Raw genomic sequence first — 22,450 nt, forward strand, 5'->3', positions numbered from 1 at the left:
ATGGTGAATTGCCGATATCCTGTGCTGCAGCATATTCGGACATAGTGCCCGTAGTTTCAGAGAGAGGTATTTGGAGATCTTTCGCATCATTAGGAGATCTGTGAACTGTTTTTTTATTTTGTTTAAAAAGCGAAATATGTAAAGAATTTTTTGATAGCAGATAGTACAGGATAGCATAGCAGATCTGTGGCAGGTAGATGATTGCCAGTACGGTGATAGTATTTATCTGTCCGTTCAGATATTGGTTACAGACATATCCCATCAGAAACATAGGACTGATGTTGTTGCAGAGGGGCATAATGGCATGGGCGAAATTTTTTGATATGACTTGATTTTTGTAGAGCCTGCCTATAGCAATCGCGCCGACCGGGTAGCCGCAGAACAGACCGCATAAGAATAACAGAATCAGACAGCCTGCCCGGTTTGGATGGTTCCAGTCGATCATCGAGAGAAAGAAGCCGGAGATTAGAAGAAATGGGAGCAGAAGGGGCACCAGATTGTTATACCACAACACAAGACCCTCTGCGAAACTTTTGGAAACTAAGGAAGAATTCAGGCAAAGGACGATAATAAGCAGGATGAAAGCCGGATATAAGAAGAATGAGCGGACCGATAAGACAGAAGGATGCTTCATAAGGAAAACTCCAGTTCATGTATTCATCAGTATTTTATGAAAAAAGCGTGATTACTATGAATTATAAATTGAAAGAAGTAGACATTAATTAATATAAATCAGCCGGGCAGGCTGGTGGCAGGAATTTTAAATAAGAGAATATCTTTTCAAATAAAAATAGTTGAAAAAGAGAAGAAAACTGAGTATAGTTAAGCTGCTATTACAGGAGGTAGATAAAATGATAAAAACATGTTTTGAAAATGTAAAGATGAAAACTCCACTGGTGCATAATATCACGAATTATGTAACAGTAAACGATGTTGCAAATGTGCTTCTGGCATGTGGAGGAAGTCCGATCATGGCAGATGATATTGACGATGTAGAGGATATCACCAGTATCTGTGGTGGCTTAAATATTAATATTGGAACCTTAAATAAGAATACGATCCCATCTATGCTTGCCGCCGGCAAAAAGGCAAATGAGCTGGGACATGCCGTGCTGCTTGATCCGGTGGGCGCAGGTGCCAGCAGACTTCGTACGGAGACAGCGATAAAGCTTTTAAATGAAATAAAATTTGATGTGATTCGTGGAAATATATCCGAGATCAAGACACTTGCATTTGGTTCCGGCAGTACAAAAGGCGTAGATGCAGATGTGGCAGATGCAGTCACAGAAGATACTCTCGATCCGGCAGTTACTTTTGTGAAGAAACTTGCGGGAAAACTTGGCTGTATCATCGCTGTTACAGGTGCAATCGATCTGGTAGCAGATGCAGATACCTGTTATGTGATCCGGAACGGAAGACCGGAGATGGGTAAGATCACAGGAACCGGATGCCAGTTGTCCGGTCTTATGACAGCTTATCTGACAGCAAATCCGGATAACAAACTGGAAGCTGCTGCAACTGCCGTTATACTGATGGGAGTTGCCGGAGAAGTCGGATTTGCGAATATGGAGTCTACAGATGGCAATTCAACTTATAGAAACCGCATTATTGACGCAATCTATAATATGGATGCAGATAAGCTTTGCAGTATGGCAAAGTGTGAGATCAGATAAGGAGTGAATGAGGCTATGAGTAAGCAGACAAATACAAAACCGGAGGAGCTTCTGCTATATGCAGTAACAGACAGACACTGGTTGAACGGTGCAACTCTGATCAGTCAGGTAGAGGCAGCATTAAAAGGCGGAGCGACCTTTATCCAGCTTCGTGAGAAAAATCTGGATGATGAAGCATTTTATAAAGAAGCGCTTGAGATCCAGAAATTATGTAGAAACTATAAGGTTCCTTTTGTGATCAATGACAATGTAGAGCTTGCAAAGAAGATCGGAGCGGATGGTGTTCATGTCGGACAGTCTGATATGGAGGCCTTAGATGTCAGAAAGGTGCTGGGAGACGATAAGATCATCGGTGTATCTGCACAGACAGTGGAACAGGCAGAACTGGCTGAAGAGCATGGAGCGGATTATCTGGGCGTTGGTGCGGTATTTCCAACCGGATCCAAGGATGATGCAACAGAAGTCAGTTTTGAGACGTTAAAGGAAATCTGTGAGCATGTGCATATCCCGGTTATTGCAATCGGCGGCATAACCAGAGATAATGTTGTGAAATTAAATCAAAGTGGAATTTGTGGTATCGCAGTTATCAGCGCGATCTTTGGTCAGACAGATATTGAGGCTGCCACGGCAGATCTAAAAAAACAGACAAAGAAGATGTTAGGAGAATAAGGATGATAAAAGGTGCGATCTTTGATATAGACGGAACACTGATCGATTCTATGGAAATGTGGGAACATGCGGCAGAACGATATCTGGCAGGAATGGGTATCGAAGCAGAACCCCATCTCCAGAAAAAACTGTATACCTTTACGATTACAGAATCGGCAGAATACCTTAAGAAGAATTACAGTTTATCAAAAACGATTCTTGAGATCATAGATGGGATCAATGAAACGATTGGTGCATTTTACAGAAATGAAGCAGAACCAAAGCCGGGGATCATAGAGTTCTTATCTGCCTTACAGGAGCGGAAGATCCCAATGACAGTAGCGACTGCGACAGACAGGGTTCATATCGAGCCGTACTGAAGCATAATCATATGGATCAGTTTTTCAAAAAGATCCTTACCTGCTCGGAGGTAGGAATTGGGAAAGAACATCCGGATATTTATATTCAGGCAGCAAAGTGTATGCAGACGAACATTGCTGAGACATGGGTGTTTGAAGATGCTTATCATGGCGCAAGAACAGCATTTGATGCAGGTTTCAAAGTATGTGGCATCTATGATGCTGCAAGTGCGGAGCATATAAATGAGTTGAAAAAATATAGTACGCTGTATGTTGACAATACAAAGGAATTATATAATATTTTCTTCCTTTAAAGAAACCGGTATGATACAGAATTGATAAAAATGTACAGCAGACAGGAACAGACCGGTAACGAAAGTATTTGTAAAAGTAAAGGAGACAAAAGGGTTGAAGACAGTTCTTACAATAGCCGGAAGTGATTCCAGCGGCGGTGCGGGAATCCAGGCAGATATAAAGACCATTATGGCAAATGGTTGTTATGCCATGAGTGCGATCACTGCATTAACCGCCCAGAATACGCTGGGGGTAACAGGAATCCAGGAAACGACACCGGAGATGCTCGCCTTACAGCTTGATGCCGTATTTACGGATATTCGGCCGGATGCGATTAAGATCGGTATGGTCGCTTCCGAGAAGTTGATCCGTGTGATCGCAGATAAAATAAAGGAATATCAGGCAGAACATGTGGTAGTGGATACTGTTATGATATCAACCAGTGGACACCGGCTGATCGACGAAGATGCGATCGGTGCTTTAAAAGAATGTCTGCTTCCAATCGCAGAGGTCATTACTCCGAATATTCCAGAAGCAGAGGTATTGGCCGAAATGACGATCCGTGATGAACAGGATATGGTTCGTGCAGCTGAAAAAATATCAAAAGTCTATGGCTGTGCGGTTCTCTGCAAGGGAGGACACAGTATCAACGATGCAAATGATGTCTTATATTCGGACGGAAAAGTCAACTGGTATTATGGAAAACGGATCGATAATCCGAATACTCATGGAACCGGATGCACACTATCAAGTGCAATCGCATCAAATCTTGCAAAAGGGTATAAGATCGATGAGGCGATAAGAAACGCAAAAGATTATATATCCGGTGCGCTTGCGGATGGCATGGATCTGGGACATGGAAGCGGACCTATGAATCATGGCTTTGATCTGAAAAGCAGATTTGCAGAATCATGAAAAAAGTGGTTGCGAATCTCAAATGACTATGTTATTATGGACAAAGTTGGTGTAAAAGCGCATTTGACACCAGAACACTTGGAATGGAGGTGGCAATATGGTAAAGACAATTATCATGGTCGTATATGTAATTATATGTATAGCATTAACAATTATTGTCCTGTCACAGGAAGGTAAATCAGCCAGTCTGACAAGTTCAATTACCGGCGGTAATTATGATAATTCATACTGGGGCAAGAATAAAGGAAGTTCAAAAGATGCGGTTCTCAGAAAGATTACAACAGTGCTTGGTATTCTTTTTATAGTAATTGCATTGCTTCTTGATTCTAAGCTGTTCTAGTTCATATACAGAATTTATCAGTGCTTACATATATCCTATATGTAAGCACTTTTTAGATATACGGAGAGGTATTTATGACAGAAGAATTAAAGAATGAAAGAAAAGAGAATATATATACCCTGATCAATGACGATGATTACAGACCGTTGAAATTTAAAGAGCTTTGTTATCTGCTTCAGATCGGAGGACGCGATAAGGATGATCTGTTAGAAATCTTAAATGAGCTTGTCGATGAGGGCAGGATTGAGAAAACCTCCAAAGGTAAGTATCAGAAGCTTGGAAAGGGTGTCCTTGTCGGTACATTCATCAGCAATCAGAGAGGATTTGGATTTGTCCGTGTGGAAGGATATAAGGAAGATTTCTTTGTGCCACAGAAGTATACGATGGGAGCATTCCATAATGATAAAGTGCTGATCCGTGTTGCATCCGGCAACCGGGGCAGATCAACAGAAGCGCATGTAGAACGGATTCTGGAACGAGGTTTAAAACAGTTGGTCGGAACCTATCAGAAGAACCGGAACTTTGGTTTTGTGATTCCGGATAACGGTAAATTAGACAGTGACATCTTTATACCGGAGAAGAAATCCATGGGAGCAGTAACCGGACATAAGGTTGTTGTGGAGATCACAAATTATGGAGAAAAGTCTAAATCTGCAGAGGGACGTGTCGTTGAGATACTTGGACATATTAATGATCCGGAGACGGATGTATTATCGGTTGTAAGAGATCTTGATATTCCGGTTGATTTTCCGGATGTTGTTATGGCAGAGGTGAAGAATATACCGGATGAGGTAACAACGAAAGAGATGGCAGGAAGAACCGATCTCAGACAGTTGCAGACCGTTACAATCGATGGAGAGGATGCAAAGGATCTGGATGATGCGATCACACTCTATGAGGAAAACGGGTTATATAAGCTTGGCGTTCATATTGCAGATGTTACACATTATGTAAGGGAGAATTCTCCACTTGATAAAGAAGCGTTGAAGCGTGGAACAAGCTGTTATCTGATCGATAAGGTCATACCGATGCTGCCGCATAAGCTGTCAAACGGTATCTGTTCACTGAATGAGGGAAAAGACCGTCTGACGCTTAGCTGCCTGATGGATATAGATGCAAACGGCAAGATCATCAATCATAAGATCTGTGAATCGGTGATCAATGTTGACCGCAGAATGTCATATACAAGTGTATCTGCGATCGTAGAGGATCATGATCCGACAGAAACAGAAAAATATAAAGAACTGGTTCCGATGTTTGAATTAATGCTTCATGTGTCAGAGTTGTTAAGAACGATCCGACATGAGCGAGGTTCGATTGATTTTGATTTTGATGAGTCTAAGATCACAGTTGATGAAGACGGTCAGGTATCTTATATCGGAGTGTATGAGAGAAGACGTTCGAATCAGATCATTGAAGACTTTATGCTGGCTGCAAATGAGACAATCGCTGAGGACTATTTCTGGCAACAGATTCCATTTGAATATCGTATCCATGAAGCACCGGATACGGAGCGTGTAAAGCAGTTATCCATTCTGATCAGCAAGTTTGGATATTACTTTAAGGCATCCAAAGAGAATATTCATCCGAAGGAGTTCCAGAAGCTGTTATCAAAGATCGAGGGTGAGCCATGTGAGAATCTGATCAGCCGTATGACACTTCGTACGATGAGGCAGGCGAGATATTCGACGGAATGTGAAGGACATTTTGGATTGTCTTGTAAATATTACTGCCATTTTACATCGCCGATCCGAAGATATCCGGATCTTCAGATCCACAGGATCATCAAGGATAATATTCATGGAAGATTGGATGACAGGAGACTTTCGCATTATGATGCGATCCTTCCAAAGGTTAGCGATGATAATTCCAGAAAAGAACGCCGCGCAGAAGAAGCAGAACGTCAGGTCGAGCGTTTAAAGAAAGTGGAATACATGGAGCATCATATCGGAGAAGAATTTGAAGGTATCATATCAGGAGTCATCAACCGTGGTATCTTTGTAGAGCTTCCAAATACTATTGAGGGATTTGTAGATGTGTCGACACTTTATGACGATTTTTATGTGTATTCGCAGGATGAATATGCTATGATCGGAGAATCAACCGGAAAGAAATATTCGATCGGTGATACCGTTAAGGTAAAAGTAAAGCTGGCAGACAAACAGAGCAGACGGATCGAATTCGTGATCCGGTCAGATGCCAAAGAAGGAGATGAAACAGGACATGGCAAAGGAAAGAGGAAACAAACTCATCGCAAATAACAAAAAGGCATATTTTGATTATTTCATAGAAGAAAAGTACGAGGCAGGGATCGCACTGGCCGGAACAGAAGTAAAATCAGTCAGACAGGGACATTGTAGTATCAAAGAATCCTTTATCAGTATCGATAAGGGAGAAATCTACATTTACCGTATGAATATCAGCCCATATGAAAAGGGTAATATATTTAATAAAGACCCGCTTCGTACCAGAAAGCTGCTACTTCACAAATACGAGATCAATAAGCTGATGGGAGCCCAGCAGGTGAAGGGATACACAATCGTTCCTTTAAAGGTTTATATCCGTGACGGTCTGGTTAAGATGGAGATCGGACTGGCAAAAGGTAAGAAATTATACGACAAACGTCAGGACATTGCGAAGAAGGATGTCAAGCGTGAGAATGAGCGTGAGTTCAAGATCCGTAATTTGTAAGATTTGATACAGGATTTCCAGAATATCCGAGGCTGATGGACTGGATAATTCCCGATATTTCATATGAAGTTTTAAAGATTTTGTGAAATACTGGAATATTTCATACAGATGTGATATACTCCAATAAGATTTTTACCGGGAGGTCAGGTAAGTGAGCCAGAGTAAAGTAGATAAAAGAAAATATGAGAAGAAGAACCGCGCAGCGATCATGAAGCGTGAAAAGAGAAAGAAAATCCTTGGATGGTGCATATTTGGCGTGTTAGTTGGATGTATTCTTGCAGCTACACTGGGTGTAAAGATATACAAAGCGATTCCAAAGTATGTAGAAGCTGAGAAGCTTGGCGCATATGTCAGCCAGACATGGGCAGAACAGGGATATGGAAGCTATTTTGAGAACAGCAGTACAGCTACAGCATCCGATGCAGAGGATACTGACAGTGATACTTCTGAAGATACAGCTTCTGAAGCAGATGCTTCATCTGAAACGACAACTACAGCAGAGACTGACACAACAGAAGCTGCTGAGTAATATATAAGAAAGCACCTGACAACAGAGCTTTCCTTTATAAACCAGGGGTTGACTGGTTTCGACAGGGGTTTTGCAGTCATGGAAGCCATCCGTGGACTAGGACCACGTTAAAACTTAGATTAAATATAAACGCTAACGATAATTTAGCTTACGCTGCCTAATTAAAGGCAACTGCCAGCTTTAAGGTCCCCCGTACCTTTCAGATCTGGTATCATCCAACGGGAAACTCCGGTGCTTAAGCTTTGCGGTATCGGAAAATTCATGAAGCTACTGATGTATCCAGCCTGTCCGTAGGCGTGGTACTGAGGAAATGTTAAAATACGGAATGTGATGGGAGATGCCGTGATGAATGAGCTTTTGGACGTGGGTTCGAATCCCACCAGCTCCATAGCATGAACTATGGCAAAAAGGATGCAAGGTCGTACACCCAAAAAAGGTGTAGATTTTTCTTGCATTCTTTTTATTTGTATGGTAAACTGAACGAGTTGTGAAAAAAATCGATGGTCCTCTGTACCGGTGTGGTAGTAAGAACATCTAAATATCAAGGAGGTCACACAAATGAATAGCGATTACATTAAGAATCTTGAAGCTTCTCAGATGAAGACAGAAGTTGCTGACTTTGCAGTAGGTGATACTGTTAAAGTACACAACAAGATCAAAGAAGGTAACAGAGAGAGAATCCAGATTTTCGAAGGAACTGTTATTAAGAGACAGGGTGGAAGCAACAGAGAGACTTTCACAGTTAGAAAGTTCTCAAACGGTGTTGGCGTAGAAAAGACATGGCCAGTACATTCACCATTTGTTGAGAAGATTGAAGTAGTTAGACATGGTAAAGTAAGACGAGCTAAGATTTACTACTTACGTTCAAGAGTTGGTAAAGCTGCAAAGGTTAAAGAGCTTGTTAAATAATTTTTACAGGTTACATGAAAAAGTGGCTGGGGTTGATAGCTCCAGCCATTTTTGTAATATGAATCTATCGGAGTAGAGATATGAGCGATAAAAGTGAACGCAGAAAAAGAATACGGCGGGAGAAACGTCGGCAGAGAAGAAAAGAAAGAAGCTTTAGGCGTACGGTCAGAACGATATTTGGCTGGCTGTTGTCCGTTCTGATCGCAGTTGTGCTGGGATATGGAATGGTTTCTTATTGTTTTCAGTCTGTGTATGTCGTTGGTGATTCCATGAATCCTGTGTGTACTAATCAGGAGAAGGTTACAGTAAATAAGTTATGTTACCTTCTTAGCTCTCCGGATCGATATGACATTGTTGCATACCGAAGTGTTGATACGCCGGATGCTTATTATGATATTAAACGTGTGATCGGATTGCCGGGAGAGACCGTTCAGATCAGAGATGGAAAATTATATATTGATGGCAGTGAACGGACGGATCTGCCATTTGATGATTATATATTTACAGCAGGACTGGCAGAGAGTGAAGTAAAGCTGGGGGATGATGAGTATTTCCTGCTTGGTGATAATGTCAATAACAGTGAAGATTCCAGATTCCTGAAAGTGGGAAATGTGAAAAAAGCAGAGATATTAGGAAGGATAAAGACACGATGAATATACAATGGTATCCCGGACATATGACAAAAGCAAAACGTATGATGCAGGAAGACATCAAGCTGATCGATGTTGTGATCGAGCTGATCGATGCCAGAGTGCCATATAGCAGCAAGAATCCGGATATTGATGCACTTGCAGCGAACAAATACCGCCTGATCCTGTTGAATAAGACAGATCTGGCAGATGTATCAGCAACAGCAGAATGGGAAAATTATTATAAAGAAAAAGGATTTTTTGTAGCAAAGATCAATGCAAGATCCGGTGATGGCATGAAGAATATCAGTAATGTGGTAAAGGAAGCTTGTAAAGAAAAGATCGAGCGGGACAGAAAGCGTGGGATCATTAACCGGCCGCTTCGTGCGATGATTGTTGGTATTCCAAATGTCGGTAAATCTACATTTATCAATTCTTATGCCAGAAAAGCATGTACAAAGGTTGGAAATAAGCCGGGTGTTACAAAGGGAAAGCAATGGATACGTCTTGGAAAAGATATTGAATTATTGGATACCCCAGGAATATTGTGGCCCAAATTTGATGATAAAGAGGTTGGATTACGACTTGCTTTTATCGGTTCGATCAATGATGAGATTTTAAGTATTACCGACCTTGCGTATGAATTGATCAAATTTTTACAATTAAACTATTGTCAGAGCCTTGTTGATAGGTATAATATTAATGAGGATGCCGATTTTGTTCATATTCTGGAACAGATCGCAGAAAAAAGGGCATGTATAAAAAAAGGCGGCGAACTGGATATCGATAAAGCTGCAGCGCAGCTACTGGATGATTTCCGGGCAGGAAAGCTTGGCAGGATATCACTGGAACGACCGGCTGTTGTAAAGGATAAGTAGTTGATATGAAAGATGATAACGAACGTGTGGAAGCACTGAATGCTATATTTGACGATGATCCCGCAAAAAAAGCACGGGAAAAAGAGATTGAAAAGCTTGAAAAGAAGCGTGAAAAGCAGCTTGCAAAGTTAAAGAAAAAGGGAATAGATCCGGAGCAGAAGAAGGAAGAAACAGAAACAATTCCTTCGGAGCAGGCAGAGACGGAAGAAAAGAATGAAGCAGCGTCTGATGTTGTAAATGAAGCCGGAGAAACAGTAACGAATTATTTTGCTGATTCAGATGCATCCTCCAATACTCATGTACTGGAGGAAGAAGAACAGTCGAAAAAAAAGAAGAAAAAAGACAAGAAAAAGAAGAAACAGGAGAAAGAAGAGATCAATATCGTAAAAGATTTAATCAGTCTCGCTTTATATATTCTGGCGATCGTTGCAGTATGCTGGTTGATCCTTACATATGTTGGACAGCGTACAGAGGTGAGCGGAGACTCCATGAATGATACCCTTCATAATGGTGACAGCCTTTGGATCGATAAACTGTCCTATCATTTTAAAGATCCGGAACGTTTTGATATTGTTGTATTTCCATATGAGGAAGAAGATGATACCTATTATATCAAACGTATCATTGGACTTCCGGGTGAAACCGTATATATTGATGAAGATGGTGTGATCTATATCAATGATGAACCATTGGAGGAAGATTATGGAAAAGAAGTCATAGAAGAAAATCACAGAGGGCTTGCGGCAGAACCGGTCACACTTGGTGATGATGAGTATTTCGTTATGGGTGATAACCGGAATAACAGCCGGGACAGCCGGTTGTCGGATGTCGGTAATATCCATAAGAATAAATTTGTGGGGAAAGCAGTATTCCGGTTTACCGGAGGCTTCGGTTTTCTGAATAAAGAAGAATAATAAGTGCAGATAAATGGCTGTGTGTAAGAAACAACAGCCATTTATGCTATATGAGGATGAGATGGAGAACAAAAGAAAAAGCATAACAGAGATTAAAGCAGAATTTTCAAATGCAGATGTGAATGCAGTAAAACAAGTAATAGAAAAATATGCAGAGGATGACCGTGAGGGTGTAAAAAAACTGATCCTTTCAGTGAAAAAGAGGATTGCAGCATATCAAAAAGAGCTCGACCGGATGGAGCATATGTTTGAATATGAGAGACAGCATGCTGACTGTCAGTATATCTGTGGAATTGATGAGGTAGGTCGTGGCCCATTGGCAGGTCCGGTAGTAGCGGCGGCTGTGATCCTGCCAAAGGATTGTGATATTCTGTATCTGAATGATTCCAAGCAGCTCTCTGAAAAGAAGCGTGAAGAATTATATGATGAGATTATAGAAAAAGCGGTTGCTTACGGAATCGGTATGGCGGATGAGAAGCTGATCGATCAGATCAATATTTTAAATGCAGATTATGAAGCCATGCGGATTGCAATCCGTAAGCTTACGGTTCAGCCAGATCTGTTATTAAACGATGCGGTTAAGATACCGGAGGTAGAGATCCCACAGGTTTCGATCATAAAAGGAGATGCAAAATCTGCTTCGATCGCTGCCGCTAGTATTATAGCGAAGGTAACAAGAGACCGTCTGATGGTTTCTTATGATGAGATATATCCGGGATACGGATTTGCAAAGAATAAGGGGTATGGATCTAAGGAGCATATAGAAGCATTAAAATTACTTGGACCATGTGAGATCCACAGAAGATCTTTTATCACACATTTCTGGAAAGAATAGAAGATAGACAGAAAAAGGAGAACAACTGTATCGACCATTATAATACAAGAAAAAAAGGAACAGAATATGAAGAGATGGCTGCATCATATCTGAAAGATGCAGGTTACCGGATACTTGCGAGAAATTACCGGGTCGCATCCGGAGAGATTGACCTGATCGTATCAAAAGATGGGTATCTGATATTTGTAGAAGTAAAATATCGGAGCAACAGCAGATACGGATCGCCGGAGGCGGCGGTAACACCTGTCAAACAGCGTCAGATCAGCAGGGTAGCCCTGTATTATATGAAACGATATGGATATGATCCTTACAATACACCGGTACGATTCGATGTGGTTGCGGTGGCGGAGAATGAGATCCATCATATGAAAGATGCTTTCCCTTATCAGGGATATTATTAAGGTTATGAGGTATGAAAATGTATAACATAACATATATCAATCAGGATAAGACAACAGAGATAAAAGAGGAAAACGGAGTTCCGTATATTGTATTTAAGAATCTGGAACTGCCGGGGATCGTTCATGGATTTTCAACGAGACTTGGTGGGGTCAGTGAAGGAATGTATTCTACGATGAACCTGAGCTTTCATCGTGGAGATGATATGGATGCAGTTATGGAGAATCACAGGAGGCTGGCACAGGCAGTCGGATATGATTACAGACGACTGGTATTTTCTGATCAGGTACATGAAACTGTGATTCGTAAAATAACAGAGGAAGATGCCGGAAAAGGTATCACAAGAGAATCGGATATAACGGAAACAGATGGTCTGATGACGAATGTAAAGGATTTGCCATTGATCACGTTTTATGCGGACTGTGTACCGGTCTTCTTCTATGATCCTGTAAAAGAGGTTGTAGCCATGAATCATTCCGGCTGGCGCGGAACTGTTAAGAACATCAGCCTCCATATGGTCGAAGCTTTGAATAAAGAGTATGGATGTGAGGCTTCGGATCTGATCTGTGCGGTCGGACCGTCTATTTGTCAGAACTGTTATGAGGTAAGCGAGGATGTAGCTGAGGCATTTCAGGATGCTTATTTACCGGAACAGTATGATAAAATGACAAAAAAAATTGGAAATGGTAAGTATTTGCTTGATTTACACCGGGCAAATTATTATAATCTGACTGGTGCAGGTATATTGCCTGACCATATAAATGTAACCGACATATGTACATGCTGCAATCCGGATTTCCTGTTTTCACACAGGGCGAGCCATGGGAAACGTGGCAATCTGGGAGCTGTTATCATGCTGAAATCGACAGCAGACGGAGGAAACGTAAATGAGTAAACCGATAGTAGCCATCGTTGGACGTCCAAATGTAGGTAAATCTACCCTGTTCAATGCACTGGCAGGAGAGAAAATTTCAATTGTAAAAGATACGCCTGGCGTAACCAGAGACAGAATCTATGCAGATGTGAGCTGGCTCGATTATAATTTTACGATCATAGATACCGGTGGAATTGAGCCGGAAAGCGACAATATTATTTTAAAAAGTATGCGGGAGCAGGCAGAGATCGCCATTGAGACTGCTGATGTTATCATATTTATGACAGATGTCAGACAGGGACTTGTGGACGATGATCATAAGGTAGTCCAGATGCTCCGTAAATCGAAGAAGCCGGTGATCCTTGTTGTAAACAAGGTGGACAGCTTTGAGAAATATATGAATGATGTATATGAGTTCTATAATCTCGGACTGGGCGATCCTGTTCCAATATCCGGTGCATCCAGACTTGGAATCGGAGATATGTTAGATGAAGTTGTGTCTCATTTTGATGAAGAATCAAAAAATGAAGAGGAAGATGACAGACCTAGAATTGCCATTATCGGTAAGCCGAATGTAGGTAAGTCATCGATCATCAATAAGCTTTTGGGTGAAAACCGTGTGATCGTATCTGATATTGCCGGAACGACAAGAGATGCGATCGATACCGAAATCGTCAGAAATGGAACGGAGTATGTGTTTATTGATACTGCAGGACTTCGAAGAAAGAGCAAGATCAAAGAAGATATTGAGCGTTACAGTATCATCCGTACTGTATCGGCTGTTGAACGATGTAATGTAGCGGTTCTGGTCATTGATGCAACAGAGGGTATCACAGATCAGGATGCGAAGATCGCAGGTATTGCACATGAACGTGGAAAAGGTATGATCATCGTTGTAAACAAATGGGATGCTGTGGAAAAAGACGACAAGACCATTTATAAGTTTACAAAGGAGATCCGGGAAAAGCTGTCTTATATGCCTTATGCAGAGCTGTTATTCGTATCGGCAGCGACCGGACAGAGACTTCCGAAATTATTTGAAACAATCGATGCTGTCATCGAGAATCACTCGCTTCGTGTTGCGACTGGTGTATTGAACGAGATCATGACAGAAGCAGTTGCGATGCAGCAGCCGCCTACAGATAAAGGTAAACGTCTGAAGCTGTTTTATATTACGCAGGTAGCTGTTAAGCCGCCTACATTTGTTATATTCGTAAATGATAAAGAACTGATGCATTTCTCTTATACACGTTATATTGAAAACAAGATCAGAGAAGCATTTGGTTTCCGGGGAACACCTTTAAAATTTATTATCAGGGAGAGAAAAGAAAAATAATGTTAGTACTGGCGAGAATCATATGTCTGGTTGGAGGATATTTCTTTGGTATCATCCAGACAAGCTATATTTACGGTAAATTACATGGTATTGATATAAGGGAATATGGAAGTGGTAATGCAGGAACGACGAATGCACTCCGTGTACTTGGAAAGAAGGCTGGAGCAGTTGTATTCCTTGGTGATCTGTTTAAATCAGTGATCGCATGCAGCATCACACATATTATCATGAATGCTCTTGGCATTGAAAACGTATATTTGTTTGTAATCTATACAGCGGCAGGCGTTGTACTTGGACATAATTTTCCGTTTTACATGCAGTTTAAAGGTGGTAAAGGAATTGCAGCGACATCCGGAATCGCAATCGGTTTACTGGATTGGAGAGTTGCGCTTATTGAACTAGGATTATTCGTATTCTGTGTGGTTGTAACCAAATATGTATCCGTAGGTTCTATCTGCCTTGTCCTGGGACTTTTAGTTTCCTATACAATATTTGCATATACAGGTTCTTATGGTTTTACATCCGATTCGATGAAACTTGAAAGCTGCATTGTTTTAGGACTTATTACCTTGCTTGCAATCTATCGTCATAAACAGAATATTGTCAGACTGATCAAAGGAACAGAGAATAAATTCTCTTTAAAGGGAAGAAATAAGACAACAGAAGAACAGGCATAGTATGTTAAATTATATCGACCACAAAGTTATAAAGATGGAGAGGTATTTAGTATGATAATAGGTATTTTAGGAGCAGGAAGCTGGGGATCTGCACTTGCAAACCTGCTGGCGGGGAATGGGCATGATGTTACCGTCTGGTCCATTGATGAAAAAGAGATTGAAATGCTGAACACATACAGGGAGCAGAGGGACCGTCTTCCAGGTGTTCATCTGAATGAAACAATCACATTTACAACAGATTTGGAACAGACGATAAAAGGGAAAAAAATGATCGTCTGTGCAGTTCCGTCCCCATTTATCCGGAGCACAGCAAAGAAGATCGCGCCTTACATTACAAACGATCAGTTGATCGTCAATGTCAGCAAGGGCATTGAGGAGGCAACCCTGACTCCGATCGTAGAGATCATCGAGAGTGAGATCCCTGGAGCAAAGGTTGCAGTTCTTTCCGGACCAAGCCATGCAGAGGAGGTTGGTATTGGTATTCCGACAACAGTAGTAGCCGGAGCACGCGATATGGATACAGCTAAATTGATCCAGAATACGTTTATGAATGATGTATTCCGTGTGTATACCAGTACAGATGTAACCGGAATCGAACTTGGCGGATCTGTTAAGAATGTTATTGCGCTGGCTGCAGGAATTACGGATGGTCTTGGTTTTGGAGATAATACGAAGGCAGCGTTAATGACCAGAGGAATGGCAGAGATCTTACGACTCGGAACTGCGATGGGAGCACATGTAGAGACACTTGCCGGTTTATCCGGTATGGGTGATCTGATCGTTACCTGTACGTCCAAGCACAGCCGTAACCGGAATGCCGGTTATCTGATCGGACAGGGCAAGAGCTACAAAGAAGCAATGGCTGAGGTCAAGATGGTAGTAGAAGGGGTATATTCTGCAAAGGCGACACTGAAGCTTGCAAAGAAGTACGGAGTCGATATGCCGATCGTTGAAGAGGTAAATAAGGTATTATTCGAGGGCAAGCCTGCCCGTGAAGCAGTTGTGGATCTGCTTACCAGAGACAGAAAGGCAGAGATATCTGTAGAGGAGTAAGTTTTTGACATACTTGTAAAAGCTCTTTCATATATTACTTATATGATAATCTTTACATAGGAAACAGATTTTGTATTTCCATTTTTTATGATACAAATACAGGAGCAGAAACGGAAAATGTGTAAGAAATGCAGGAGGTATATATGGGAGGCTTTAATGTGTACAACGACATCAATGCCAGAACAAATGGTGAAATTTACATAGGTGTTGTAGGTCCGGTACGAACCGGAAAATCAACATTTATCAAACGGTTTATGGAAATGATGGTCATTCCAAATATAAAAGATGAGAATGACCGTGAGATTGCGCTGGATGAAATGCCACAGTCTGCGTCCGGTAAGACGATTATGACGACAGAACCCAAATTCATACCCAAAGAAGGCGTTGAGATCCGGTAGATGATGAGATCGATATGCGTGTCCGGCTGATCGACTGCGTTGGCTATGTTGTAGATGGAGCGGAAGGTCAGATGGAGGATGGAAAAGAACGGATGGTCAAGACTCCATGGTTTGATTATGATATTCCATTTGCAAAAGCGGCAGAGATCGGAACCAGGAAGGTGATCAACAGTCATTCAACAATCGGGATCGTGGTGACCTGTGATGGCAGCTTTGGCGATCTGGCAAGAGAAAACTATCTTGCAGCAGAAGAGAAAACGATAGCGGAATTAAAAGCTATTGGAAAGCCGTTTGTGATCCTGTTGAATTCAAATCGGCCGGGAGCAAATGAAACAAAAGAGCTTGCAGCAACGATGGTAGATAAATATGGTGTTGCTGTTCTTCCCGTAAACTGTGATCAGTTGAGCAGAAATGATATCAATGCGATCTTTACTTCGATGCTGTACAGTTTTCCGATCACCTGTATTAATTTTGTGATACCAAAGTGGCTGGAGGTATCCGAGAATGACAATAAGATCAAAAAGAGTGTGATCGAGAATGCCATGGACATCATGAACAGCAATCAGCACATATATGATATGGTTCATTTTGCTTTTCCGGAAAATGAATATGTGGAAAAGTATACATATAACAATGTAAATCTTGCAGATGGTTCGTTAAGTGTTCAGGTTACGATCTATGGAAGATATTATTATGAGATGCTTTCCGATATGCTTGGGACAGAGATCCATAATGAGTATGATTTTATTACAGAGATCAAAGATATGGCAGAAAAGAAAAAGTTCTGCAATGGGGTTATAAATGCACTTGACAGTGTGAAAAATGGCGGTTATGGTCTGGTAATGCCGGAAAAGAAGGATATTACACTGGAAACACCGGAGCTGATCAAGGCAGGTAACAAATATGGAGTAAAGATCAAGGCAGAGGCACCATCGGTTCATATGATCAAAGCGAATATTACAACAGAGATCGCACCGATCGTTGGTACGAAGGAGCAGGCGGAGGATCTGGTCGAATATATCAAAACAAGCACCGGAGAGAATGGAGAAGATATCTGGGATGTGAATATCTTTGGCAAGTCGATCGAGCAGCTTGTAGAGGATGGATTAAATACAAAGACAAATAAGATGAATGTAGAAAGCAAGCAGAAGCTTCAGGATACCATGGAGAAGATCGTAAATGATGGAAATGGCGGACTGGTCTGCATTATTATATAGGCACACAGAGAACAGATGCGAAAAAACCTTGATGGCGTCTGTATGGGATAAAGGGAGACGATATGTCGGCAATCGATGTAAAACTGAATGTATTTGAAGGACCACTTGATCTGCTCCTTCATCTGATCGAAAAGAATAAAGTAAATATTTATGATATACCGATTGTAACGATCACAGAGCAATATCTGGATTATGTGAATCATATGGAAGAGGAAGACCTGGATGTTATGAGTGAATTTCTGGTCATGGCGGCGACTCTGATCCGTATCAAATCCAAGATGCTTCTTCCAAAGGTGACAGAAGAGGATGAAGAGGAAGAGGATCCGAGAGAGGAACTTGTCCGCAGATTGCTGGAGTACAAGATGTACAAATATGCGGCAAGTGAGCTGAAAGATCTGGAGTTTGACGGTGCAAAGGCATTTTATAAAAAAGAAAGCATTCCTGCAGAGGTGAAAAATTTCAAGCCGGTCGTGGATCCTGTTGCTTTGATCTCGGAATATGATATGAATCTGGAAAAACTAAACGAGATCTTCAAATCTGTGATGCGGAAACAGGTTGAAAAGGTAGATCCGATCCGTAGTAAGTTCAAAAATATTGAGAGAGAGGAGATCTCACTGGAAGCAAAGATGGCGGAGGTTCGGGAACAGGTTCGCGGACTTGCAGGCATCAATTTCCGGACACTGCTTGAAATGCAGGCATCGAGATCAAATATTATCGTAACATTTCTTGCAATATTAGAGCTTATGAAGATTGGAGCCATTCAGATCCGGCAGGAAGAGATATTTGGAGAGATTATCATTGATTCCAGAGATGACATTGCTGCATATGAGTTGAACAGCCAGAATACTGATACAGATAAAACAGATGCAGATGTGCCGGATTCAATAGAGACAAAAGCAGAAACCATTCATCAGGCAGATGGTGAAGCCAATGAGACAGAACGAGGATAAGATGGGTATGGGTGAGATAAAAGAGAACGAAGCAACAGTAAATGAGATAACACAGGAAAATGTAGAAGAACAGCTGGTAGTTTATAAAGAATACAGTACAGAATATCTGGTTTCTGCAGTTGAAGCAATCCTGTTTTCCATTGGGGAGTCTGTGTCAGTAGATCGACTGGCTAAGGCACTGGAGATGGAGACAAAGAAGCTGTCCAAGCAGATGGAAGAGGTGCTGGAAATTTATAACCAGTCTGACCGGGGCATTAAGATGGTCGAGCTTGAAAATTCATATCAGTTGTGTACCAGAAATGAGTACTACGATGTGCTGACAAAGGTTGTCTGTACACCAAAGAAACCAAATCTGACGGATGTACTGCTTGAAACCCTGTCGATCGTTGCCTATAAGCAGCCGATCACCAGACCGGAGATTGAAGCCATCCGTGGAGTTTCCTGTGCACATGCGATCAATAAGCTGATGGAATACGGACTGGTAGATGAGGTTGGACGATTGGATGCTCCGGGACGACCGATCCTGTTTGGAACGACAGAGGAATTCCTGCGAAGCTTCGGCGTTGCATCGACAGAGGAGCTTCCGATGATCAGTCCGGATAAGATCGAGGACTTTAAGAAGGAAGCACAGGAAGAGGCAAATGAGATCACACTCGGGCTGGATAACGAGTCATAAAACCGACAGATCCGGAATATATTTTTATGAAGAAAGAATATATCCGGTGATCGTATGTTAGGGTTATATTTCAAATATCATAAAAGAAAACAGAAACCTGCAGGAAGAAGGCGACAGAAGATTCCCGCAGGTTTTCTGTTTGCATGGATCCTTGTTGCTTCAGTATTGCTCTGTTCTGTGATTCCTGCGAAAGCATTTGTGATGCAGCCGCAGCTGCAAAGGATAGTTCATTGGAATAACCGCAGCAAACAGAACAGTAATACCCTTCAGGTAGATACAGAGCAAAAGATCACAGACAATGATCTTCATGCACTGTCGGCTGTTTTGATGGATGGAGAAAACGGCAGGATCCTGTATGATAAAGCAGGTGAAGAAGTTCGTGCAAATGCCAGTACGACGAAGATCCTTACCTGTATCCTGGCACTTGAATATGGTGATCTGGACGATACGGTGGTCGTATCTTCCTATGCAGCAAAGATGCCGGATGTACAGCTTAATATCAGAGAGGGAGAGGAATATAAATTAAAAGATCTTCTGTATTCGCTGATGCTGGAAAGCCATAATGACAGTGCGGTTGCGATCGCAGAGCATATTGGCGGAAGTGTGGAACAATTTGCGGAGCTGATGAATCAGAAGGCAAAGGATATTGGCTGCATGAAGACACATTTTATTACACCAAATGGCTTAGATGCAAAGGATGAACATGGGATACACGGAACAACGGCTGCTGACCTGGCTCGGATCCTGCGGTATTGCATTAAAGAATCACCTGAAAAGGATACATTTCTTACAATCACAAGAACATCTGTTTATTCTTTTACCAATCTTGCAGGAACCAGAAGCTTTACCTGCAATAATCATAATGCATTTCTGAATATGATGGATGGAGCACTGACAGGTAAGACCGGATTTACAGGAACAGCCGGTTACTGTTATGTTGGAGCGTTAGAAAGGGATGGAAAGCTGTTCATCGTAGCTTTGCTTGGATGCGGCTGGCCGGGGAATAAAACCTATAAATGGGCAGATACGAAAAAGCTTATGAACTATGGACTGGATCATTATCAGGAACATACCATAAAAGATGATATCCTGCAAAAAACGAACATTCCTATTCAGTATGATCCCAATTACAGAAAACAGCAGGATGCAGAAAAGGACACGATCGCATGGGACTGCAATTTTTCAGAAACATTGTTGCTGCGGGAAGATGAGCAGATCACTGTCCGGTATATTATGCCGGAGAAACTTGGACTTCCGTTGCAAACCGGGATGCAGATTGGTTCCGTTGTTCTGTCAATTAACGGTAAGGTCTATGCTATTTATCCGGTATTTATTACAGAAACAATATCCGGAATGACATGGAAGGATTTTATAAGTGGGTACATAAAGTATTATATTGACAGAAATTATTCCTGATCGTTGAATTATAGTTGTAGTATACGGGCAACAGATGACAGGTTACTATATAATATGGAGCATAAGATTGATGAAAAGAACAGGGAGGTTATTATTTGAAACAGTTTGTTGTAGTGGGTGGTGACCTGCGTTGCCACTATCTGGTCTTATATTTAAAAGAACAGGGCTATCCGGTTTTTACATGGAAGGTGCCGGAACTTGCAGATACCGGAGAAAAATTACAGGATATAATTGGAAATCTCAAGACCGATGATACATTAAAAGAAACCGGGCTGTTGCTTCCGGTTCCGGTTACAAAGGACGGTATCCATATCAATGGCTGCTCAGAGCTTACGGCAGAAGCACTTGCTTTCATGGTGGGGGACTTTGGTCTGGTATGTGGGGGCGTGATCTCACAGGAACTGACAAAAGCCTGTGCAGAATCAGGTATACCATGTCATGATTATATGAAGGATGACTGTGTTGCACTAAAAAATGCGGTTGCAACGGCAGAAGGTGCGATCACGGAAAGCTTTATGATGAGTGATATCAATATAGAAAACAGCAAATGTTTGGTTACCGGTTATGGAAGATGCGGGCGTGTCCTTGCACAGAAGCTGCTTCGTATGGGAGCGGAGGTGACGGTTACAGCCAGAAGTGTGGAGGCCTGTATTAAGGCAGCCATGGGGGATTGTCATACGATATTGTTGAATCAGTTGGCTTCCTGTGAAAAGCTGGATACATTTGATTTCTGTTACAATACGATACCGGCGCCTGTGCTTGATCGGGCAGTCTTGTCAAAGCTTCGTCCGGATGTTGTTATTCTGGATATAGCATCCAAACCGGGCGGAACGGATTTTGCATATCTGGATGAGCAGGGAATCTGTTATAAACATAGTCTGGGGATTCCGGGACGGTATTCGCCAAAAACTTCCGGTGAGATCCTGGGCGAGGCAGTTTTGTCGTATCTTTGATAAAACAGTCACATAATTTATGATCCTGCATACACTATAATAAACATAAAATCATTGTCAGGCAGTAGTATTTGTCTGGTTCTGTTAAATAGTTGGAACCAGACACAACAGCTTGGAATTGATAAAACAGTATGGATCAGAATGATTTTATGGATTGTATTGAATGGAAAGGATTATAGATATGAGTTTATCAGGGTGCAATTGCGGCGTTGCAATAACCGGTTCGTTTTGTACTTTTGATAAAGTAAAGATAGAGATAGAGGAAATGACAAAGCTTGGAATATCGGTATATCCGATCTTTTCCGAACGGTCTGCAACGTACGATACCAGATTTGGCAGAGGGGATGATTTTGTAAAAGACATTCAGAGGATAACAGGGAAGAAAGGGATCTTTACCATTCAGGAGGCAGAACCGATCGGACCAAAAGCATATCTGGATGTACTGGTAATCGCTCCATGTACAGGCAACACACTTGCAAAGTTATGTAACGGTATCACGGATTCTCCGGTGCTGATGGCAGCGAAGGCGCATATCAGGAATAATAAACCGCTGATCATCAGCATTTCAACAAATGATGCGATGGGGATGAATTTTAAGAATATCGGAATGCTGATGAATATGAAGAATATTTATTTTGTTCCATTTTATCAGGATGATCCGGTAAAGAAGCCGAATTCCCTGATCGGAAAACTGTCCATGATACCGGAGACGATAGAGGAGGCTTTAAAGGGGAAGCAGCTTCAGCCGGTGTTATGTGACAAGTGATAACGCAGGCAGGAACTTGTGCCCGGAAAAAACCACGATGGTGTCCATATAAATACACGACTCGCTTCATTTCTGCTCGACACGTGCACTTATTTTGTCAGCAGTCGCCCAAACTCACCCT

At 41.8% G+C, this 22,450-nt stretch carries 22 protein-coding genes, 1 other RNA gene and 2 pseudogenes; all 25 read left to right on the forward strand.

The annotated features are described in order from the left end of the window. Positions 1–851: 851 nt before the first annotated feature. Entirely contained in the window at positions 852–1,673 is an 822-nt protein-coding gene (gene thiM, locus DW959_RS05350; protein WP_117807515.1) for a hydroxyethylthiazole kinase, read from the forward strand. Between the two features lie 15 nt (positions 1,674–1,688). Then, positions 1,689–2,342 carry a thiamine phosphate synthase gene (thiE, locus tag DW959_RS05355; RefSeq protein ID WP_117807516.1) on the forward strand — a complete coding sequence of 218 codons (654 nt, stop codon included), beginning with the start codon at positions 1,689–1,691 and terminating at the stop codon, positions 2,340–2,342. Between the two features lie 56 nt (positions 2,343–2,398). Then, a pseudogene (locus tag DW959_RS15055) lies at positions 2,399–2,994 on the forward strand (HAD family phosphatase). Between the two features lie 94 nt (positions 2,995–3,088). Further along, a complete protein-coding gene (gene thiD, locus DW959_RS05370) occupies positions 3,089–3,889 on the forward strand; it encodes a bifunctional hydroxymethylpyrimidine kinase/phosphomethylpyrimidine kinase (protein WP_117822608.1) in 801 nt (266 codons plus the stop codon). Between the two features lie 97 nt (positions 3,890–3,986). After that, positions 3,987–4,229, forward strand: coding sequence for a preprotein translocase subunit SecG (secG, locus tag DW959_RS05375; RefSeq protein ID WP_117807518.1), 243 nt, complete (start codon positions 3,987–3,989; stop codon positions 4,227–4,229). A gap of 74 nt (positions 4,230–4,303) precedes the next feature. Then, positions 4,304–6,490 carry a ribonuclease R gene (gene rnr / locus DW959_RS05380; protein ID WP_117822609.1) on the forward strand — a complete coding sequence of 729 codons (2,187 nt, stop codon included), beginning with the start codon at positions 4,304–4,306 and terminating at the stop codon, positions 6,488–6,490. Continuing rightward, positions 6,453–6,920: an SsrA-binding protein SmpB gene (gene smpB / locus DW959_RS05385; RefSeq protein ID WP_117784805.1), complete on the forward strand. Its 468-nt coding sequence runs from the start codon at positions 6,453–6,455 to the stop codon at positions 6,918–6,920. Before rnr ends, smpB begins: the two co-directional genes overlap by 38 nt. A gap of 151 nt (positions 6,921–7,071) precedes the next feature. Continuing rightward, positions 7,072–7,449 (forward strand): hypothetical protein, encoded by a 378-nt coding sequence (locus DW959_RS05390; RefSeq protein WP_117822610.1) that lies wholly within the window; start codon positions 7,072–7,074, stop codon positions 7,447–7,449. 44 nt (positions 7,450–7,493) lie between these two features. Continuing rightward, positions 7,494–7,840: a transfer-messenger RNA gene (gene ssrA, locus DW959_RS05395) on the forward strand. A gap of 167 nt (positions 7,841–8,007) precedes the next feature. Then, entirely contained in the window at positions 8,008–8,358 is a 351-nt protein-coding gene (rplS, locus tag DW959_RS05400) for a 50S ribosomal protein L19 (RefSeq protein WP_021943941.1), read from the forward strand. An 80-nt stretch (positions 8,359–8,438) separates the two neighbouring features. Beyond that, the gene (lepB, locus tag DW959_RS05405; protein ID WP_117822611.1) at positions 8,439–9,011 is read left to right on the forward strand and encodes a signal peptidase I; all 573 of its coding nucleotides are present in this window, start codon (positions 8,439–8,441) and stop codon (positions 9,009–9,011) included. Beyond that, positions 9,008–9,865: a ribosome biogenesis GTPase YlqF gene (gene ylqF, locus DW959_RS05410; protein ID WP_117822612.1), complete on the forward strand. Its 858-nt coding sequence runs from the start codon at positions 9,008–9,010 to the stop codon at positions 9,863–9,865. The genes lepB (DW959_RS05405) and ylqF overlap by 4 nt, the downstream gene beginning before the upstream one ends. A 5-nt stretch (positions 9,866–9,870) precedes the next feature. Continuing rightward, a complete protein-coding gene (lepB, locus tag DW959_RS15060; protein WP_309295072.1) occupies positions 9,871–10,779 on the forward strand; it encodes a signal peptidase I in 909 nt (302 codons plus the stop codon). 61 nt (positions 10,780–10,840) lie between these two features. After that, positions 10,841–11,614, forward strand: a complete 774-nt coding sequence (locus tag DW959_RS05420; RefSeq protein ID WP_117807524.1) for a ribonuclease HII — start codon at positions 10,841–10,843, stop codon at positions 11,612–11,614. A 29-nt stretch (positions 11,615–11,643) separates the two neighbouring features. Then, positions 11,644–12,015 carry a YraN family protein gene (locus DW959_RS05425; protein ID WP_278286970.1) on the forward strand — a complete coding sequence of 124 codons (372 nt, stop codon included), beginning with the start codon at positions 11,644–11,646 and terminating at the stop codon, positions 12,013–12,015. A 17-nt stretch (positions 12,016–12,032) separates the two neighbouring features. Further along, positions 12,033–12,908: a peptidoglycan editing factor PgeF gene (pgeF, locus tag DW959_RS05430; RefSeq protein WP_309295071.1), complete on the forward strand. Its 876-nt coding sequence runs from the start codon at positions 12,033–12,035 to the stop codon at positions 12,906–12,908. Next, positions 12,901–14,223 (forward strand): ribosome biogenesis GTPase Der, encoded by a 1,323-nt coding sequence (gene der / locus DW959_RS05435; protein WP_021943934.1) that lies wholly within the window; start codon positions 12,901–12,903, stop codon positions 14,221–14,223. Before pgeF ends, der begins: the two co-directional genes overlap by 8 nt. Beyond that, the gene (gene plsY, locus DW959_RS05440; RefSeq protein WP_021943933.1) at positions 14,223–14,900 is read left to right on the forward strand and encodes a glycerol-3-phosphate 1-O-acyltransferase PlsY; all 678 of its coding nucleotides are present in this window, start codon (positions 14,223–14,225) and stop codon (positions 14,898–14,900) included. Before der ends, plsY begins: the two co-directional genes overlap by 1 nt. A gap of 51 nt (positions 14,901–14,951) precedes the next feature. Further along, positions 14,952–15,953, forward strand: coding sequence for an NAD(P)H-dependent glycerol-3-phosphate dehydrogenase (locus tag DW959_RS05445; RefSeq protein WP_021943932.1), 1,002 nt, complete (start codon positions 14,952–14,954; stop codon positions 15,951–15,953). A gap of 143 nt (positions 15,954–16,096) precedes the next feature. Then, a pseudogene (gene spoIVA / locus DW959_RS05450) lies at positions 16,097–17,568 on the forward strand (stage IV sporulation protein A). A gap of 62 nt (positions 17,569–17,630) precedes the next feature. Further along, positions 17,631–18,518: a segregation/condensation protein A gene (locus DW959_RS05455; protein ID WP_226801012.1), complete on the forward strand. Its 888-nt coding sequence runs from the start codon at positions 17,631–17,633 to the stop codon at positions 18,516–18,518. Beyond that, positions 18,499–19,194: an SMC-Scp complex subunit ScpB gene (scpB, locus tag DW959_RS05460; RefSeq protein WP_243860340.1), complete on the forward strand. Its 696-nt coding sequence runs from the start codon at positions 18,499–18,501 to the stop codon at positions 19,192–19,194. Before DW959_RS05455 ends, scpB begins: the two co-directional genes overlap by 20 nt. Positions 19,195–19,248: 54 nt before the next feature. After that, a complete protein-coding gene (locus tag DW959_RS05465) occupies positions 19,249–20,610 on the forward strand; it encodes a D-alanyl-D-alanine carboxypeptidase family protein (protein WP_117822615.1) in 1,362 nt (453 codons plus the stop codon). A gap of 95 nt (positions 20,611–20,705) precedes the next feature. Further along, a complete protein-coding gene (locus DW959_RS05470) occupies positions 20,706–21,563 on the forward strand; it encodes a dipicolinate synthase subunit DpsA (RefSeq protein WP_117822616.1) in 858 nt (285 codons plus the stop codon). 181 nt (positions 21,564–21,744) lie between these two features. Then, on the forward strand, positions 21,745–22,329 hold the full coding sequence (locus DW959_RS05475; protein WP_117822617.1) for a dipicolinate synthase subunit B: 585 nt from the start codon (positions 21,745–21,747) through the stop codon (positions 22,327–22,329). The last annotated feature ends 121 nt before the right edge of the window (positions 22,330–22,450 follow it).

It is taken from the genome of Clostridium sp. AM46-21 (genome assembly GCF_003480025.1).
GTDB classification, from domain to species: Bacteria; Bacillota; Clostridia; order Lachnospirales; family Lachnospiraceae; genus Coprococcus; species Coprococcus ammoniilyticus.